Source organism: Stenotrophomonas sp. YJH_SMC_25, from assembly GCF_059369595.1.
In genome coordinates, this window is the sequence record NZ_JCAFSV010000016.1 from 1 (window position 1) to 16,528 (window position 16,528).

Here is a 16,528-nt window from a genome sequence, read left to right on the forward strand (position 1 = left end):
CCGGCGGCGTCGTCCTTGGCGCTGTTGATGCGCGAACCGGAGGACAGGCGCTGGATGGTGGTGGCCAGCGAGCTGCCGCTGGTGCTCAGGTTACGCTGAGCATTCAACGACATCGTATTGGTGTTGATGACTTGTGCCATGAGGAGAGGTCCTTGAGCGGTTGCACGTGAGTTGGGTTAGACGCCCCCGACGTGCCCCGGGGGCGGCTCATGTCAGCGCTGCAACAGGCTGAGCACGTTCTGCGGTACCTGGTTGGCCTGGGCCAGCATGGCCGTACCGGCCTGCTGCAGGATCTGGGTGCGGGTCAGTTCGGCGGTTTCCTTGGCGAAGTCGGTATCGCGGATGCGGCTGCGCGAGGCCGACAGGTTCTCCGAGGAGGTCTGCAGGTTGGCCACCACCGAGGTGAAGCGGTTCTGGATCGCGCCGAGGTCGGCGCGCACGCTGTTGACCGACTCGAGGGCCTTGTCGACGATCGACAGCGCCTTCTGCGCACCTTCGGCGGTGGTGACGTTCAGGTCCTTGACGAAGTTGGCCGTGGCGCCAGTCAGCAGGCCGCCGTTGGTGCTCGTTTCGGTCAGGCCCAGGCCGGCGATGGTCGCGGCGGTGGCGCCAGCCGGCGGGGTTGCGGCACTGACGCCCAGGGTGAAGGTCTGACCGTCCTTGACCGAGGCCAGGCTGATCACACCGGCATTGACCGAGGCCATGACGCCGGTTTCGCCCAGCTTGTTGTTGATCGCGGCGGAGGTGGCCGAGGTGATCGATTCGCCCGCCTTCACGGTGAAGTCGTTGATGGTGACCGTGGTGGCGGTGCCGCCCGGCGGGGTCACCGAGATCTGCAGGCCGGAGTAGGTGGTGTCGGCGGTGGCCTTGTCGGCGGCGGCCAGGCTGGTGCCGGTGTAGCCGTTGGCGAAGGTTGCCGCGCCCAGCGAATCAGCCTTGGCGTTGACCACGCTGTTGATGGCGATGGCCTGGCCGGCGTTGGCGCCGACCTGGAACAGCTGGCTGGTGAAGGAGCCGTCCAGCAGCTTGGTGCCGTTGAAGTCAGCCTGCTTGGCCACGCGGTCGACTTCCGAGACCAGCTGGGTCACTTCAGCCTGCAGGGCCTTGCGGTCGCTGGCCGAGTTGGTGGCGTTGGAGGACTGCACGGCCAGTTCACGGATGCGCTGCAGGTTGTTGCCGACTTCGCTCAGCGAACCCTCGGCGACCTGGGCCAGCGAGATACCGTCGTTGGCGTTGCGGATGGCCACGTCCAGACCGCGGATCTGGGTGGTGAAGCGCTCGCTGATGGCCAGGCCGGCCGCGTCGTCCTTCGCGCTGTTGATGCGCAGGCCGGACGAGAGGCGCTGGATGGTGGTAGCGAGCGAGCTGCCGCTGGTGCTCAGGTTGCGCTGAGCGTTGAGCGACATCGTATTGGTGTTGATTACCTGTGCCATGGGGTCGTCTCCTCTTATATGGAACCCGTTGGTGAATGAAACGAAGCGCCGCCTGTTTTTTTGTGTGGCTGTGTGCTTCGCTGTTGCCAAATGAATAACGGCGCTTTGTCAACAACCTTTAGCCGTGAATTCCGTCGACGCTGAAATCCGGTGCCGGAGGCTGTTTTTCCGGGGTTTTCCAGCCCTGGCCGGGCGTGAAGGCGACCCCGGAAGGGGCGGTTGGGCATGCCCAACCAGCGCTGATGAAGGTATCGGCGGGGCAGGGCCTGGCTTGATGGGCAATCACGGAAAATGCGTGCAGCATGTTTCCGGTAGCGCCAGCCCACGCCCGACGAGTGCGACGGAACGGGCACGCAGGAACGAAAAAGGCCGCGATGCAGGGCATCGCGGCCTTTCAGGGGTGACGCAGGAGATGCGTCAGCGGATCTTGTTGAACAACGACATCGACTGCATCTGCGAGAAGATCGTCTGTGCCGCCTGCAGCGCGGTGCTCTGCAGCTGGTACTGGCTCAGTGCATCGGCATAGTCCAGGTCGCGCATCTGCGACAGCGTGGTCTTCAGGGTCACGCTGTTGGCTTCACGCATGTCGGCGGCATTGTCCAGTGCCTTCAGCTGCGCACCGCCGGCCGCACGCGAATCGATCATCCGCTCCGACGCACGGGCCACATCGCGCAGGGCGCTCTGCAGTTCGTTCTGCTGCGCGCTCATCTTGGCGGTGGTGCCGGTGTCGGCATCAAGCGCGGCAATCAGCTTGTCCATGGTGTCGAAGATGTCGCGGCTGGTTGCCGGCTTCACACTGAAGCTGTCACCGGCAGCGGGTGCGCCGGTAATCTGCAGGCGGACTCCGTTGACTTCCACGTTGTCACCAGCCTTGAACGTGCCGGTGCCGGTCACGTTGCCAGCACCGTCCAGTACCTGGTACTGGTCGGCGGCGGTGAAGCGGATGCTGAAGGACTGGCCGTTCCAGCTGTCGCTGCCATCGCGGGTGATGTTGGTCAGCACGCCATTGCCGGTATTGCCGGCCGCGGCAACACCATCGACGAAGCCGTCGCCGGTAGGAATGCGCATGAAGATTTCGCTGCCGGGCAGGGCATCCCGCACATAGGTATCGGGGCCGACTTCAATCTGGCGCTGGGTCTGGTCGCCACGGTAGACCACCTTGCCATTGATCTTGGCGAACGGCGGATCGCCATCGTTGGTGCCGCCGAACACGTAGCGGCCGGTGCCGTCGTCGGCGTTGGCCAGCGACAGCAGGCCCTCGCGGATCTGGTTCAGTTCGGTGATCAGCGTTTTCTTGTCGGCGGCGCCCAGCGCCGGATTGCTGGCCTGGATGGTCAGGTCGTTGACGCGCGCCATCAGGTCGTTGACCTGGGCCAGGGTGTTTTCCTGTACGCCCAGTCGGTTCTGCACGTTGCCGGCATTGAGTTTCATCCGGTCCAGTGCGGCCAGGCTGCGGTCAAGCCCGACCGCCGCACCAGCGGCAACCGGATCGTCCTTGGCGCTGACGATCTTGCTGCCGGTGGCGATCTGCTGCTCCAGGTGGCTGAGCTTGGCCTGCTTGGCCATCATCAGCGACACGGACTGGTTGAACATCATGCTGGTGGAGATACGGCTGCTCATCGACGGACGGCTCCCAGGATGGTCTGGAACATGCTGTCGGCGGTGGAGATCAGCTGCGAGGCTGCCTGGTAGGCCTGTTGCAGGCGCAGCATGTCGGCCGCCTCCTCGTCCAGGTTGACGCCGGATACCTCATCGCGCGCTTCCTGCGCCTTGTCATTGATCACCAGCTGCGCTTCCAGCGAATACTCGGCCGAGCGGGCGGCTGCGCCGACCTGGGTGGTCAGGCCCCCCAGGGCGCCGTTGAGGGTGACCGTGCCGCTGTTGAATGCCTTGGCGCTCTCCACCTTGGACAGCCTGGAGGCGTTGCTGTTGTCCGACGAGCCCGCCGGAGTCGGGGTGATGTTGAAGGTGTCGCCAACCTTCGGCGCACCGTCCAGCACGAAGCTCCAGCCATTGGCACTGATGGTCTGGCCGGGAGTGTAGGTCTGCGGCGGGGCCCCATCGATGGTGTAGGTGGTGGCCGAGGTGAACACGATTGCGGCCGGGTTGCGCAGGTTGGCGTTGGTCGAATCGCTGACGGTGACACCGCTCAGCTTGCCGGTGCCCGTGTTGGACGTCGCCGCCGCGCCCTTCACCGCAGCGGCAGCGGCGATGCGCGACGGATCGGTGATCGCCACTTCCATGCTGCCGGCCACGCCTGCGGTCGGCTGCAGCAGGAAGCGGTCGTTGGCCGCCGGGGTACCGCCGACCACCAGCTTGACGCCGTTGATCACCAGTGGATCGGCGGCCGTACCGGTGCCGGTCAGCGGAACGTTGGCACCGGTGTCGGCACGACTGGCCTTCCAGTTGGTGCCATCGAACTGCAGCACCACGTTCTGCGCGTCCAGCTTGCCGAGGTCGCCGTAAGTGGCGCTGAGGCTGGCGGCGCCGGTGTTGGCATTGTTGGCGGTGACGCGCGGGTTGCCGATGTTGAAGAAGTCACCCCCCAGCTGGCCATACAGGTCCACGCCCTGGTGATGCACCTGGTTGAAGCTCTCGGCCAGGCCTACCGCCAGCTTGCCCAGTTCGGCCTGGGCAGGCGTCAGCACGGTGTCGCGGAATTCCAGCAGGCCGCCGATCTGGCCACCGACCGCCTTCGGGTCGAGGCGGATGGTGTTGCCCTGCGTTTCCAGCGCCAGCTGCAGGCGCTCGGGCTGGTACGGGTCGGCCACGGTGGTGACCTTGGTTGCCGTGGTGCCCACCACCAGTGCGTTGCCGCCGGCGGTGTAGACATTCATGATGCCGCCGTCCTGGATCACCGCGGTGCCACCGGTGTAGCCGATCAGCTGGGTGATCAGCTGATCGCGGCGGTCGAGCAGGTCCGGTGCGGCGGTAGCGATGTTGGTGCCGATCGCACCGTTGATCTGCGCGATCTCCTGCGCCAGCCGGTTGACCTCGGTGGCACCGGCCAGCAGGCCGTTGTTGACCTCGCTGTTGAGGTTGTTCAGGTGCGTATTGAGCTGCACGAAGCGGTTGGCCAGCGCCTTGCCACCATCCAGCATGTTCTGGCGGTCGGCGGTGCCGGCGGCATTGGAGGACAGGCCGCTGACCGAATCGAAGAACTTCGACCAGACGCCGGACACGTTGGTTGCCGCGTCGGAGAACAACGAATTGACCCGGTCGGCCATGCCGGAGAGCTGCTTCAGGCGCGCCAGCTCGCCGCTGCTGTCGAGCAGGCGCGAGATCGCCAGCTGGTCGGCGGTACGGCGGATGTCGGTGATGCGGGTGCCGTTGCCGACCGTGCCGTAGCCGTAGTTCTGGGGATCAGCCGTGGCGAAGTTGACCTTCTGCCGGCTGTAGCCGGGGGTATTGAGGTTGGCCACGTTGTGGCTGGTGGTCGCCAACGCACGCTGGAAGGCGAGCAGGGCACCGGTACCGGTGGAAAGTACGCTGGACATGGGGTTCCTCAACGACGGGTGATACCCAGCGCCGCGGTTGCGGTGCTGGCGAAGGTCTGGCCAAGGCGCGAGCCGGCATCGGCCACGGCGCTGACGGCGCGCTCGATGGTCGGTCCGCCGGCGATCGCGGCGATCTTGGCCGCGTAGCGCGGGTCGGTGGCATAGCCGGCGCGCTGCAGGCCACGGGCGAAGCCCTGCACGTCGGTGCCGGCCTGCAGGGCCTGCTGGTAGCGCGGGCTGGTCTTCAGCAGGCGCACGTAGTCGGCAAAGCTCTCGGCCGGCGAACTGTAGGCACGGAAGCTGGCGGTCTCGTTGCGGCGCACGCCATCGACGTACTCGTGGGTGCCGGCCACGGCGCGCTGGCCGTTCCAGCCATTGGCCTTGATGCCGAACAGGTTGTGCGAGGTGCTGCCGTCGGCATGCTTGATGTGGCGCTTGCCCCAGCCGGTTTCCAGCGCCGCCTGGGCGACCAGGGCGCGGGCATCCACGCCCAGTTCCTTGGCCGCACGCTGCGCGTGCTGCCAGATGCTGGCGACGAAGCCTTCCGGGGTGTGCTCGCCCAGCTGCGCGACGGCGGTACGGGTCGCCATTGCATCGGCCGGGCTGATGGCCGTGCCGCGGTTGCTGGCGGTGGCCGCCCACTGGTCGCTGTTGGCAGCCCAGTCCTCGCCTTGCAGGCCGCCGATGTACGGATCTTCGGTACCCAGCGAGCGGTGCATGCTGCTGCTTTCGCGCCCGGCGATCAGGTCCAGCGCCTGTTCCATCGGTGCAACCGCAGCGTGTGCGCCGGACTGGGCGCCGGCGGCCATCTGCTGCAGCAAATGCACGGCCTGGCTGCCGTCTTCCAGCGGCAGCGACGGTGCCGGCTTGGCCGGTGCATTGAGCTGATAGGCACGGCTGGCCTTGGCCGGGTCCACGCGGGTATCCAGCGCCGGGCCATCGGCGGCCTGGCCGGACAGCTGCCGGCTGATCATGCCGGACAGGCCCAGGCCTTTGCCGCGGGTCATCGCCTCGGCAATCTTCTGGTCGTACATCTCGCGGAACATCTTGTTTTCGCCGGGGAACAGCGAGTCGCCGAAGCTGGCGTCACGCATGCTCTTGACCAGCATCTGCGCGAACTGGCCTTCCAGCTGGCGCGCGACCTTGTCGATCTTCGCCGGATCGTTCTGTTGTGCCGGGTGCAGATCGAATGCGGGATTGATGCGCATATCAGATCACCTCGAGCTCGGCACTCAATGCGCCGGCCTGCTTCAGGGCTTCCAGGATCGCGATGAGATCGCCTGGTGCTGCGCCCACGGCGTTCACCGCGTGCACGATCTCGTCCAGGGTGGTGCCGCCGCTGAACTTGAACATGCGGCTGCCGTCGTTGGTGGCGGTGATGGTCGACTGCGGGCTGGCTACGGTACGGCCGCCGGACAGCGCATTGGGCTGGCTGACGTTGGTGTTTTCCTGGATGGTCACGGTCAGCGAACCGTGCGAGATCGCGGCAGGTCCCACGCGCACCTGCTGGCCGATGACCACGGTGCCGGTACGCGAATTGACCACCACCTTGGCCGGAGCGCTGCCCGGGGTCAGTTCCAGGTTCTCGATGCGCGCCAGCAGGCCGATGCGTGCGCCCGGATCGGTCGGCGCGGTAACCGCCACGGTCACGCCGTCGACCGCACGCGCCGCACCGTCGCCGAACGCATTGTTGAGTGCAGCGACCATGCGCGAGACCGTGGTGAAGTCATTGTTGTGCAGGTTCAGGGTGATCTCGCCGCCGTTGGCCAGCGGATCGGGCAGCGCACGCTCCACGGTGGCACCGTTGGGAATGCGGCCGACGCTGGGCACGTTCACCGAGACACGGGAACCATCCTTGCCCTGTGCACCAAAGCCGCCCACGATCAGGTTGCCCTGGGCGATGGCATAGATCTGGCCGTCGGCGCCACGCAGCGGGGCCATCAGCAGTGAACCGCCGCGCAGCGACACCGCGTTGCCGATCGAGGACACGGTGATGTCGATCGGCTGGCCCGGCTTGGCGAACGGCGGCAGTTCGGCGTGGATCGCCACGGCGGCCACGTTCTTCAGCTGCGGGTTGACGTTCGGCGGTACGTTCACGCCCAGCTCGCCGAGCAGGTTCTTCAGGCTCTGCACGGTGAAGGGTGCCTGGCTGGTGCGGTCGCCGCTGCCATCCAGGCCGACCACCAGGCCATAACCCACCAGCGCATTGCCACGCACGCCGCCGACCTGGGCCAGGTCCTTGATGCGCTCGGCGCTGGCCGGGGCCACCACCGCGAAGACCAGGAACACGCCGCAGTAGAGCGACGTCATGCGTCGCTGCCAGGAAGAAGAGGAGAAGAGTTTCATGGCCATACTCAGAACGGCGTCAGGCCGGAGTTGAAGAAGCGGCTCAGCCAGCCCATCGCGTTGGACTGCGCGACCGGGCCGCGGCCGCCGTAGACGATGCGGGCTTCGGCCACGCGGCTGGACGGAATGGTGTTGTCCTGGCTGATGTCGCCCGGGCGCACGATGCCCTGCACCTGCACCAGTTCATCACCCTGGTTCAGGCGCAGGTTCTTCTGCCCCTGTACCACCAGGTTGCCGTTGGGCAGGCGCTGGATCACCGTGACCGTGACGCTGCCCTGCAGGCGGTTGCTCTGCGCGCTGTTGCCCTTGCCGGTGAAGTCACGCGCGCCCTTGGCTGTCGCACTGAGGATGTCCTTGCCGCCCAGGGTGACCGGCGCACCGAGGATGGACGGCGTGCCCAGGCTCAGGTTCGATTCCTTGTTGGTGGCGGTATTGGCACTGGTCTGCGCGGTGGTGTTTTCCAGCAGGGTGATGGTCAGCAGGTCGCCGACATCGCGCGCGCGACGGTCCGAATACAACTGCAGGGTCGGGCCGGCCGCGTAGATCGCGCCGGCGGTCGGTTCGGCCTGCGGTGGCATGATCGGCTGGATCGGTGCCATTGCCGGATAGGGGCGCACATCGCCGGCAATCACGCAGCCACCGAGCAGGGCAGCCACGGTGCAGGCGAGGGCAGTGCGGGCGAAGTTGGAAATGTGCGACATGGCGGTTTCCCGGGTTGGCCGGTCAGAGCTTGTTGTTGAGGTAGCCGAGCATCGAATCGGTGGTGGAAATCGCCTTGGCGTTCATTTCGTAGGCGCGCTGGGTTTCGATCATCGACACCAGCTCTTCCACCACGTTGACGTTGCTGCCTTCCAGCGCGCCCTGCACGACGGTGCCGAGGCCGTTGAGGCCGGGGTTGCCGTTCTGTGCCGGGCCGGAGGCCGTGGTCTCGAGGAACAGATTCTCGCCACGGGCCTGCAGGCCGGCCGGATTGACGAAGTCGGTCAGGGTCAGCGCGCCGACTTCCACCGAGGCGGCGCCGTCGGCCATCTTCACGCTGATGGTGCCGTCGGTACCGATGGTTACCGACTGCGCGCCTTCGGGAATCTGGATGCCTGGCTGCACCGGGTAGCCGCTGTTGGTGACCAGCTCGCTGTCCTGGTTGATCTTGAACGAGCCATCACGGGTGTAGGCCGAGCTGCCATCAGGCATCTGAACCTCGAAGAAGCCGCGGCCATTGACCATCACGTCGAGGGCGCGGCCGGTCTGCTGCTGGCCACCCTGTTCAAAATTCTTGGCGGTGGCGACCACGCGCACGCCGGTACCCAGTTGCAGGCCGGTTGGCAGCTGCGTCTGTGCCGAGGAGGAGCCGCCGGGCTGGCGCACCTGCTGGTACAGCAGGTCTTCAAAACTGGCACGGTCCTGCTTGAAGCCGGTGGTGTTGGTGTTGGCGAGGTTGTTGGAAACCACCGACATGCGCATCTGCTGCGCATCCAGTCCGGTTTTCGCGATCCACAATGCCTGGTTCATCTTCGGTGTCCTGTCTGGTGGAGCCGGCCGCGCGGTGCGGCCCTTGTCTTCGGGTGTGCAAGCGGTGTGCCAGCGCCGCTGTCAGGTGGCGCCGGAATTCCGTCAGCTGCCCAGGCGCAGCATGCTGTTGGCGCTGCGCGCGTTCTCGTCGCCGTGCTTGATCACCTGCACCTGCATTTCGTACTGGCGCTGCAGCTGGATCATCTGCACCAGCGCGCCTGCGGCGTCCACGTTGCTGCCTTCCAGCTGGCCGCTTTGCACGGCCGTGCCCTGTGCCGGGGCGAACGGCTGGCGCGGGTCGGTGTTGCGGAACAGGCCATCCAGGCGACGCTCAAGGCGCTCGTCCGGCGCCTGCACCACCTTGATCCGGCCGATCTGCGCCATCGTCTGCGGGCCTTCGCCCTGTGGAATGATCGAGATCGTGCCGTCGGCACCGATCTCCATGGCCTGGTAGGGCGGAATGGCGATCGGGTTGTTGTTGTCATCCAGTACCGGACGGCCACTGGAGGTCACCAGCTGGCCGTTCGGCGTCACCGACAACGCCGCGCCGCGCGTGTACGCCTCGCTGCCGTCGCTGGACTGCACGGCCAGCCAGGTGCCGGTCTGCAGGGACAGATCCAGCGGCTTGCCGGTGATGTGCTGGGAGCCGGGCGTACGGTTGAAGCCGGCGTCGACGTGCAGCGCATCCACCCGCGAGGCAAAGCCCGGGCCCTTGATCGGGAAGGCTTCGGTGTTGGCCAGCGCTTCCTTGAAGCCAGGGGTGTCCGAGTTGGCGAGGTTGTGGCTGAGCGTTCCCTGCGCCTGCAGGGAGGCGCGGGCACCGGTCATCGCCACGTAAAGGGCTTTATCCATGCGGGGAGTTCCGTGACAGGGTCAGCAGCTCATCAACGGATGTTGATGACGGTCTGGGTGATCTGGTCCTGGGTGGTGATCATCTGCGCGTTGGCCTGGAAGTTGCGCTGCGCGGTGATCATGTTGACCAGCTGCTCGGTGAGGTCGACGGTGGATGCTTCCAGCGAGCCGGCCTGGATCTTGCCGAGATTGGAGGTGTCCGGCATTCCGGTGCGCGGGGTGCCCGAGCTGAAGGTGTCCACCCACAGGTTGTTGCCCTTCGATTCCAGGCCCTGCGGATTGTTGAAGGTGGTCAGCGCGACCTGGCCCAGCGGCTTGTCGGCGCCATTGGAATAGCGGGCATAGACCACGCCGGTTTCCGACACGGTGATCTCATTGAGCTTGCCGGCGGCGTAGCCGTCCTGCTGGGTGTTGCGCAGCGCGAACTTTTCGCCGTACTGGGTCGAGCCGCTCACGTCCAGCGTCATGTTCAGCACGCCGGCACCGGTGGTCGGGGTGTGGGTGCCGAGGCTGACCTTGCCGTTGGCAGGTGCGACCAGCTTGCCGCTGTTGTCGAAGGTGACCGGGGTCGGTGCGCCGGCCGGCTGGCCATCGACGTAATTGCGCACGGTCCATTCGTTGGGGTTGGCGCCCTTGACGAAGTACGAGACCTGGATGTGGCTCACGCCCAGCGAGTCGTACACGGTGATGCCACCGCTGGAGTGGTTGTAGCTGTTCGAATCGGCCGGGTCGAAGGTCGCCACCGTCGGTTGCTTGGCGTTGGCCGGCAGGGTGAAGCCAACCTTCACTTCGCTGGTCTGCTTCGGCGGGCTGTCGGTGGTCAGCAGCTGCAGGTCGACCAGGCGGCCGGCATCGAAGTTGGTGCCATCGGCATTCGGTGCGAACACCTGCAGGCGCGCGCCCTGCGGGTTGACCACGTAGCCCGATGCATCGGTCTGGAAGTTGCCGGCGCGCGAGTACACGCGGGTGCCGTTCATGTTCATGGTGAAGAAGCCTTCACCGGAAATAGCCATGTCCAGGCTGCGGCCGGTCTGTTCGTTGTGGCCCTGCTTGAACTGCTGGGCGACATTGGAAACGCGCACGCCAGAGCCGACCGCGTTCTTCGACAGGCCATAGCCGGTGGCCGAGAACAGGTCGGCGAATTCGGCGCGCGATTCCTTGAAGCCGGTGGTGTTGACGTTGGCGACGTTGTTGGCAGTGACGCTCAGGTCGGAATTGGCGGCATTGATGCCGGACAGCGAGACATTGAAGCCCATGGGATGCTCCTGGTAAGTGCGGGGTGTGCGGCTCAGCTGACGCGGAGCACGTAGTCGATCGGGGCCGTGCCCAGGCCCTTGAGGTTCAGGTACAGGCCGTCGGAACCGACGGTCACGCTTTCCACCGGCGCCTGCACGTAGGTGGAAAGCTTGGTGCTCTTGCCGGCGGTATCGACGTGGTTGGCAACGATGGAGTACTTGCCCGGCTCCATGCGCTTGCCGTTGGCATCCTTGCCGTCCCACTGGAACCCAGTCTCGCCGGCGGCCTTGGCTTCCACGCTCAGCGAGGTGACCTTGGCGCCGGTGGCATCGGTGATGTCGACGGTGATGATGCCGGCCGAAGGCGCGGCCACCGTGCCTTCAACGTTGCCTTCCTTTTCCAGCACCAGCTTTTCCGACGGCACCAGCACCTGGTGGCCGACCAGCGCCGCACCACGCAGCACCTGGTCGCTGGCCATCGATTCCTGGAAGCCCTTCACCGTCTTGTTCAGATCGGTGATGCCCTGCACGGTGGACATCTGCGCCATCTGCGCGACCATCTGCGTGTTGTCCATCGGCTTCAGCGGATCCTGGTGCTGAAGCTGTTCGGTCATCAGGCGCAGGAAATCGGCCTGGTCCAGCGTGTTCTTCTTCTTGGTGGCGTTGCTGTTCGGGGCGTTCAGACCGAGTGCGGTGTAGACGTCCTGGTTGGTCTGGTTGTTGACGGCGGTGGTCATGGCGGTATCCGGTACTGCGGGCCTCAGCGGCCCATGGTCAGGGTGGCCAGGGCCAGTTCCTTGGCGGTGGTCAACATCTCCACGCCGGCCTGGTAGTTGCGCGAGGTCGAGATCAGGTTGACCATCTGCGCCACCGGGTCGACGTCGGGCTGGTAGATGTAGCCATCGCCATCGGCCAGCGGGTGGCCCGGCTCATAGCGCTTGATCGGCGCCGCATCGCTCTGGGTGATCTCCTTCACCTTCACCGAGGTGATGTTCGGATCGTTCTTGCTGGTGACGGCCTGGAAGATCGGCTCCAGCGGCTTGTACACCGCGTCGGCGGAACCGGCGACGGTATCGGCGTTGGAGAGGTTGGAGGCGATGGTGCTCATGCGCACCGACTGCGCCTGCAGCGCGGAGCCGGCGATATCGAAGATCGGCAGGTTGCTCATGGCTTATTGCCCCGTGATCGCGGTCAACATGGAACGCACCTTGCTCTCGACGAAGCTGAGCGAAGCGCGGTACTCGAGCGCGGCGCGGCCATAGGCCGCACGCTCGGCATCGGGATCGACGGTGTTGCCGTCCAGGCTGGGTTGCACGCCCTCGCGCGCGATCTGGAACGGGTTCAGGCCACTACTGATTTCGTAGTGCTGCTCATGGGTGGTGGCCATCAGGCCATTGGCATCCTGCCCCTGGGCATGGCGCAGGGCGGCATCGAAGTCCAGGTCCTGGGCCTTGTAGCCGGGAGTGTCGGCATTGCCGAGGTTGCTGGCGATCAGCTTCATCCGCTGTTCGCGCAACGGCATGGCCTGGGCATGGACGCCCAGGTAGTCGGTAATCAGGTTGCGCACGGTGCACTCCCACGGGAACGTTGCCCGGGAAGCTGCAAGGGGTGTGCCAAATTCGAGAGGGTAGTGCCGGCCGCTGGCCGGCTCCCCGATGGATCTGCGGTTGCCGGCCAGCGGCCGGCACTACCGGATCAGTGGCCTCAGGCCGCCAGCGCCACCTTGCGCAGGCGGTCCAGCACGAAATCGGCCAGCTCGTGCGGCGAGTACTTGGCGACGAAGGCGTTGGCGCCCACGCGCTCGACCATGGCGTTGTTGAAGACGCCCGACAGCGAGGTGTGCAGCAGCACGTACAGGCCGGCCAGGCCCGGATGGCGCCGGATTTCCGTCGTCAGCGTATAGCCGTCCATGGCCGGCATCTCGATGTCCGAGATGACCATGGCATAGCGCTCGGCCGGGTTCTCGCCCGAGGCGTGGATCTGCAGCAGATGGTCCAGCGCCTGCTTGCCATCGGAGAGCAGGGTGGCACCCACGCCCAGCTGGTCGAGCACGCTGCGGATCTGCTGGCGGGCCACGCGCGAGTCATCCACCACCAGTACCTGCAGCTGCGGGCCGTCGGAGGGCATCGCCATCGCCGGATCGAGCACCGCTTCGCCGCGCACCTGGGCGATGTCGGCCAGGACGCTTTCCACGTCGATCACCTGGATCAGTTCACCCTGGAAGCGGGTCACGGCGGTCAGGTAGCTCGATTCGGCGCCCAGTTCCGGCGGCGGATGGATGTCTTCCACCGCGATGTTGACGATGCGCTCCACGCCGCTGACCAAAAAGCCCTGGATCGAGCGGTTGAACTCGGTAACGACCAAGTAGCCGGGCGAGGTGTCCGCCTCCGGCTCGCGCTCGGGATGGCCGATCGCCAGGCCGAGGTCCAGCACCGGCACCGAGCGGCCGCGCACGTCGGCCACGCCGGAGAACTGGCTGGGCAGCCCGGGCACCTGGAACAGTTCCGGGCGTCGCAGGACTTCCTGCACCTTGAAGACATTGACGCCAAAAAGCTGACGTCCGCCGAGACGGAACAGCAGCAGCGCCAGGCGATTGTGGCCGGCCAGACGGGTCCGCTGGTCGATCCGGTTGAGCAGGTCATGGGACATGGCTGCTGTATCGGCGGGGTAGGCGCCGAACTTGAGGGCGCTGTGCCGCCCGCGCGCTCCACACCGCTTCTGTAGAGTCGACTGTTGGTCGACTGCTCTTATAGTCGACTGCTCCTATCCGATCGCGGAAATCTCCCGCGCTTCGCGCGAAAGTCGACTGACGCGAAAGTCGACTAACAGTCGACTCTACAGGCCCCATCCCGAGACCCGGTCTCTGGCACACACCTTGCACGCAGCTGGGCCAGGTCCCATCGACAGGAGGCGCCATGCGCCGGGTCACATCTCTATTGGCCATCGCGCTTGCCCTGGCCTCGCCGTGGGCGGCGGCCGCCGACTGGCAGCCCGTAGCCAGCATCCGCGCCGCAGCGCTGACGACCTTGCCGGCCGGGAGTGAGGGTGAGGCCCAGGTGGCCGATGCGCTGCGCCTGCCCAAGTGTGGCGGCGCGCTGCAGGTGCAGCCTACCGCCAACACCACGGTGGAGGTCAGTTGCCCTGATGCGGGGGGCTGGCGCCTGTTCGTGCCGGTGAAGGTGCGGCGCAACCAGACCGTGCTGGTGCTCAATCGTGGAATCGGCACTGGAGAAACCCTCACCGCCGCCGATATCACCACTGCCCAGCGTGACGCTGCCCGGATTGCCGGTGCGGTGCTGGCCGATCCCAATGCAGCGATCGGCCGCATCGCCCGCCGTCCGTTGCAGGCCGGAGCCCTGCTGTCGAACAACGACCTGGTGGTTCAGCGTCTCATCAAGCGAGGAGACAATGTAGCCTTGGTGTCGCGTCGCGGTTCGGTCGAGGTCCGCATTGCCGGCCGTGCGATGGGTGATGCCGGTGAGAACGAGCGGGTCTCGGTCGAGAACCTGTCCTCGCGGCGGATCGTGCAGGGCACGGTCGATGCCGCAGGTGACGTAATCGTGGCGCGTTGAATTACCGCAAAATATCCCTAAAGATCACGGCCCTGCGGCCGTTATCCCTTGTGAACGGCAACTCCAGGACACCCCATGAGCCAGAAAATCGACGGCAACCTGCAGGTCCCCCAGGCACTGCGCAGCGTGACGACCCCGGCCAACAAGCCCGGCGTCAGCACCGATGCGGCGGCGCGCCCGGTCGAGGCGGCCGACAGCCTGCGCCTGACCGGCGAGGCCACCAATCTGCAGGCCATCGAGCGTGAGCTGACCACCGCCCCGGCGATCGACGCCCAGCGCGTGGCCGCCGTGCGCGAGTCGCTGCAGAACGGCACCTACAAGATCAATCCGGACGCGATCGCATCGCGCATGCTCGATCTGGACCAGCAGCTGCACGGATGACCGCGGCGATGAGCGAGCCGCTGCAGCGCCTCGCCCAGGCCCTGGACGTTGAACGCCAGGCCCTGGTCGAGCACGACGTACACGCCTTGATCCGGGCCACCGGCGCCAAGCTGGAAGCGCTGCGTGCGCTGGAAGGCGCGCCGCCGGTGGGGCAGGGCGAGCAGCTGCAGGAACTGGCCGAGCGCAACCGCGCCAATGGCGTGCTGCTTTCGCGGCGCCGACGCGAAGTCAACTGGGCATTGCGCCAGTTGGGCCGTACCGAAGACGCCTCGGCCTATGACGCCAAGGGCCAGTCACACACCGTCACTGCCCGCCGCCCACTCGCCGTCGCCTGACGCGACGGCGGTCGCACTACCCACCCCCGCGGGCTGAAGCCCGCTGCGTGACCGCGTATATTGGGCGCCTGTTCGAACGTCCCGAGTCGCCGTGTCCGCTGCCAACGCCCTGGTTACCGCCCCCCTTCCTCCGCAGCCGGTGCTGCAGGCCCTGCTTGAGCGCCTGCGCGAAGGGCTGCTGCTGTTCACTGAAGACGGGCAGGTGGCGCTGGCCAATCCGGCTGCGCAGAACCTGTTGGCCGGTGGGGAGGACGGTGCATTGCCGCCGCAGCGGCTGCGTGAGCTGCTGCCACCCGATGCGCTGGAACAGGCGCGGCAGCATGGTCACTGGAACGGCAGCCTGCCGCTGGGGGAGGGTGTGGTCATCGCCCACCTCTACCACCACGGCCCGGTCGGCCAAGGGCACTTCCTGGCGTTGTTCCGCCATATCGAAGGGCAGGAAGACTACGAGCGCGAGCTGCAGCAGCGCCATGCCGAGCTGCGGCAGGCCTACCTGCGCCTGAACGGTACCCAGGAAAAGCTGCTGCAGTCGGAGAAGATGGCCTCGATCGGCCAGCTTGCCGCCGGCGTTGCGCACGAGATCAACAATCCCATCGGCTACGTCCACTCCAACCTGGGCAGCCTGCAGGAATACCTGCGCAGCCTGTTCACCGTCATCGAAGCCTATGAGCGCGCCCTGCGCGCGCCGGACCCGAAGGCATTGATTCCGGAAATCGACGATATCCGTGACCGCCTGGACATCGATTTCATCAGCCGCGACCTGCCGCAGCTGATGGCCGAATCGCGCGAAGGCATCGAACGGGTGACCCGCATCGTGCGTGATCTGAAGGACTTCTCGTATTCCGGCCGCGACGAATCGTGGAAGCTGGTCGACCTGCACGCCGGGCTGGAATCGACCATCAACATCATCTGGAACGAGCTCAAGTACAAGGTCACCCTGGTGCGTGAGTTCGGCCAGCTGCCGCTGGTGGAATGCCTGCCGTCCGAGTTGAACCAGGTCTACATGAACCTGCTGCTCAACGCCGGCCACGCCATTGCCGAGCGTGGCACCATCACCGTGCGTACCGGTGTCGACGGTGATCAGGTATGGGTCGAATTTGAAGACACTGGCGGCGGCATCTCGCCGGAACTGCGCCAGCGCATCTTCGATCCGTTCTTCACCACCAAGCCGGTGGGCAGCGGTACCGGCCTGGGCCTGTCGATCTCCTACAGCATCATCAACAAGCACCATGGCCGCATCGACCTGGACAGCACCCCGGGCGTGGGCTCGCGCTTCCGCGTGGTGCTGCCGGTGAAGCAGCCGCGCTGACCCCTTCGGGTAGTGCCGGCCGCTGGCCGGCAACCTCATTGAACCGGGCATCGAGAGCA

Annotated in this window: 18 protein-coding genes; 4 read left to right on the top strand and 14 right to left on the bottom strand. The window is 66.1% G+C overall.

The window, feature by feature from the left end:
- The 14 genes from AC5P7E_RS17965 to AC5P7E_RS18030 all read right to left on the bottom strand — a co-directional run.
- Positions 1–140, bottom strand: a 140-nt coding sequence (locus tag AC5P7E_RS17965; protein ID WP_482995120.1) for a flagellin N-terminal helical domain-containing protein, incomplete at its 3' end; no start/stop codon positions are given.
- 72 nt (positions 141–212) lie between these two features.
- A complete protein-coding gene (locus tag AC5P7E_RS17970; RefSeq protein ID WP_005413267.1) occupies positions 213–1,433 on the bottom strand; it encodes a flagellin in 1,221 nt (406 codons plus the stop codon).
- 417 nt (positions 1,434–1,850) lie between these two features.
- Positions 1,851–3,053, bottom strand: a complete 1,203-nt coding sequence (gene flgL, locus AC5P7E_RS17975) for a flagellar hook-associated protein FlgL (protein WP_005409566.1) — start codon at positions 3,051–3,053, stop codon at positions 1,851–1,853.
- Positions 3,050–4,930 (bottom strand): flagellar hook-associated protein FlgK, encoded by a 1,881-nt coding sequence (gene flgK / locus AC5P7E_RS17980; RefSeq protein WP_114618422.1) that lies wholly within the window; start codon positions 4,928–4,930, stop codon positions 3,050–3,052. Before flgK ends, flgL begins: the two co-directional genes overlap by 4 nt.
- An 8-nt stretch (positions 4,931–4,938) precedes the next feature.
- Entirely contained in the window at positions 4,939–6,138 is a 1,200-nt protein-coding gene (gene flgJ / locus AC5P7E_RS17985; protein WP_005409568.1) for a flagellar assembly peptidoglycan hydrolase FlgJ, read from the bottom strand.
- Between the two features lies 1 nt (position 6,139).
- The gene (locus tag AC5P7E_RS17990; RefSeq protein ID WP_111118370.1) at positions 6,140–7,282 is read right to left on the bottom strand and encodes a flagellar basal body P-ring protein FlgI; all 1,143 of its coding nucleotides are present in this window, start codon (positions 7,280–7,282) and stop codon (positions 6,140–6,142) included.
- Between the two features lie 2 nt (positions 7,283–7,284).
- The gene (gene flgH, locus AC5P7E_RS17995; protein WP_043033568.1) at positions 7,285–7,977 is read right to left on the bottom strand and encodes a flagellar basal body L-ring protein FlgH; all 693 of its coding nucleotides are present in this window, start codon (positions 7,975–7,977) and stop codon (positions 7,285–7,287) included.
- A gap of 22 nt (positions 7,978–7,999) precedes the next feature.
- Positions 8,000–8,785, bottom strand: coding sequence for a flagellar basal-body rod protein FlgG (flgG, locus tag AC5P7E_RS18000; protein ID WP_005409571.1), 786 nt, complete (start codon positions 8,783–8,785; stop codon positions 8,000–8,002).
- A 102-nt stretch (positions 8,786–8,887) separates the two neighbouring features.
- Positions 8,888–9,637: a flagellar basal body rod protein FlgF gene (locus AC5P7E_RS18005; protein ID WP_111118371.1), complete on the bottom strand. Its 750-nt coding sequence runs from the start codon at positions 9,635–9,637 to the stop codon at positions 8,888–8,890.
- 32 nt (positions 9,638–9,669) lie between these two features.
- The gene (flgE, locus tag AC5P7E_RS18010; RefSeq protein WP_111118372.1) at positions 9,670–10,893 is read right to left on the bottom strand and encodes a flagellar hook protein FlgE; all 1,224 of its coding nucleotides are present in this window, start codon (positions 10,891–10,893) and stop codon (positions 9,670–9,672) included.
- A gap of 32 nt (positions 10,894–10,925) precedes the next feature.
- Positions 10,926–11,609 carry a flagellar hook assembly protein FlgD gene (locus tag AC5P7E_RS18015; protein WP_012480127.1) on the bottom strand — a complete coding sequence of 228 codons (684 nt, stop codon included), beginning with the start codon at positions 11,607–11,609 and terminating at the stop codon, positions 10,926–10,928.
- Between the two features lie 23 nt (positions 11,610–11,632).
- The gene (gene flgC / locus AC5P7E_RS18020; RefSeq protein ID WP_005409575.1) at positions 11,633–12,040 is read right to left on the bottom strand and encodes a flagellar basal body rod protein FlgC; all 408 of its coding nucleotides are present in this window, start codon (positions 12,038–12,040) and stop codon (positions 11,633–11,635) included.
- A gap of 3 nt (positions 12,041–12,043) precedes the next feature.
- Entirely contained in the window at positions 12,044–12,439 is a 396-nt protein-coding gene (gene flgB, locus AC5P7E_RS18025; protein ID WP_005409576.1) for a flagellar basal body rod protein FlgB, read from the bottom strand.
- A 137-nt stretch (positions 12,440–12,576) separates the two neighbouring features.
- Entirely contained in the window at positions 12,577–13,521 is a 945-nt protein-coding gene (locus AC5P7E_RS18030) for a chemotaxis protein (RefSeq protein WP_005409577.1), read from the bottom strand.
- Positions 13,522–13,787: 266 nt separating this feature from the next.
- On the opposite strand from AC5P7E_RS18030, the gene flgA reads away from it, so the two are divergent.
- The 4 genes from flgA (at position 13,788) to AC5P7E_RS18050 (ending at position 16,469) form a co-directional block, all read left to right on the top strand.
- Entirely contained in the window at positions 13,788–14,444 is a 657-nt protein-coding gene (flgA, locus tag AC5P7E_RS18035; RefSeq protein ID WP_062606981.1) for a flagellar basal body P-ring formation chaperone FlgA, read from the top strand.
- A gap of 75 nt (positions 14,445–14,519) precedes the next feature.
- Positions 14,520–14,825, top strand: a complete 306-nt coding sequence (gene flgM / locus AC5P7E_RS18040) for a flagellar biosynthesis anti-sigma factor FlgM (protein ID WP_005409579.1) — start codon at positions 14,520–14,522, stop codon at positions 14,823–14,825.
- Entirely contained in the window at positions 14,822–15,160 is a 339-nt protein-coding gene (locus AC5P7E_RS18045; RefSeq protein WP_005409580.1) for a flagellar protein FlgN, read from the top strand. The genes flgM and AC5P7E_RS18045 overlap by 4 nt, the downstream gene beginning before the upstream one ends.
- 91 nt (positions 15,161–15,251) lie before the next feature.
- Positions 15,252–16,469 carry an ATP-binding protein gene (locus AC5P7E_RS18050; protein WP_005409581.1) on the top strand — a complete coding sequence of 406 codons (1,218 nt, stop codon included), beginning with the start codon at positions 15,252–15,254 and terminating at the stop codon, positions 16,467–16,469.
- Positions 16,470–16,528 lie beyond the last annotated feature (59 nt).

Bases quoted from the DNA above. Each gene is read 5' to 3' on its own strand.
- AC5P7E_RS17970 (WP_005413267.1), bottom strand. From the start codon at position 1,433: ATGGCACAGGTAATCAACACCAATACGATGTCGCTCAACGCTCAGCGC.
- flgL (WP_005409566.1), bottom strand. From the start codon at position 3,053: ATGAGCAGCCGTATCTCCACCAGCATGATGTTCAACCAGTCCGTGTCG.
- flgK (WP_114618422.1), bottom strand. From the start codon at position 4,930: ATGTCCAGCGTACTTTCCACCGGTACCGGTGCCCTGCTCGCCTTCCAG.
- flgJ (WP_005409568.1), bottom strand. From the start codon at position 6,138: ATGCGCATCAATCCCGCATTCGATCTGCACCCGGCACAACAGAACGAT.
- AC5P7E_RS17990 (WP_111118370.1), bottom strand. From the start codon at position 7,282: ATGGCCATGAAACTCTTCTCCTCTTCTTCCTGGCAGCGACGCATGACG.
- flgH (WP_043033568.1), bottom strand. From the start codon at position 7,977: ATGTCGCACATTTCCAACTTCGCCCGCACTGCCCTCGCCTGCACCGTG.
- flgG (WP_005409571.1), bottom strand. From the start codon at position 8,785: ATGAACCAGGCATTGTGGATCGCGAAAACCGGACTGGATGCGCAGCAG.
- AC5P7E_RS18005 (WP_111118371.1), bottom strand. From the start codon at position 9,637: ATGGATAAAGCCCTTTACGTGGCGATGACCGGTGCCCGCGCCTCCCTG.
- flgE (WP_111118372.1), bottom strand. From the start codon at position 10,893: ATGGGCTTCAATGTCTCGCTGTCCGGCATCAATGCCGCCAATTCCGAC.
- AC5P7E_RS18015 (WP_012480127.1), bottom strand. From the start codon at position 11,609: ATGACCACCGCCGTCAACAACCAGACCAACCAGGACGTCTACACCGCA.
- flgC (WP_005409575.1), bottom strand. From the start codon at position 12,040: ATGAGCAACCTGCCGATCTTCGATATCGCCGGCTCCGCGCTGCAGGCG.
- AC5P7E_RS18030 (WP_005409577.1), bottom strand. From the start codon at position 13,521: ATGTCCCATGACCTGCTCAACCGGATCGACCAGCGGACCCGTCTGGCC.
- flgA (WP_062606981.1), top strand. From the start codon at position 13,788: ATGCGCCGGGTCACATCTCTATTGGCCATCGCGCTTGCCCTGGCCTCG.
- flgM (WP_005409579.1), top strand. From the start codon at position 14,520: ATGAGCCAGAAAATCGACGGCAACCTGCAGGTCCCCCAGGCACTGCGC.
- AC5P7E_RS18045 (WP_005409580.1), top strand. From the start codon at position 14,822: ATGACCGCGGCGATGAGCGAGCCGCTGCAGCGCCTCGCCCAGGCCCTG.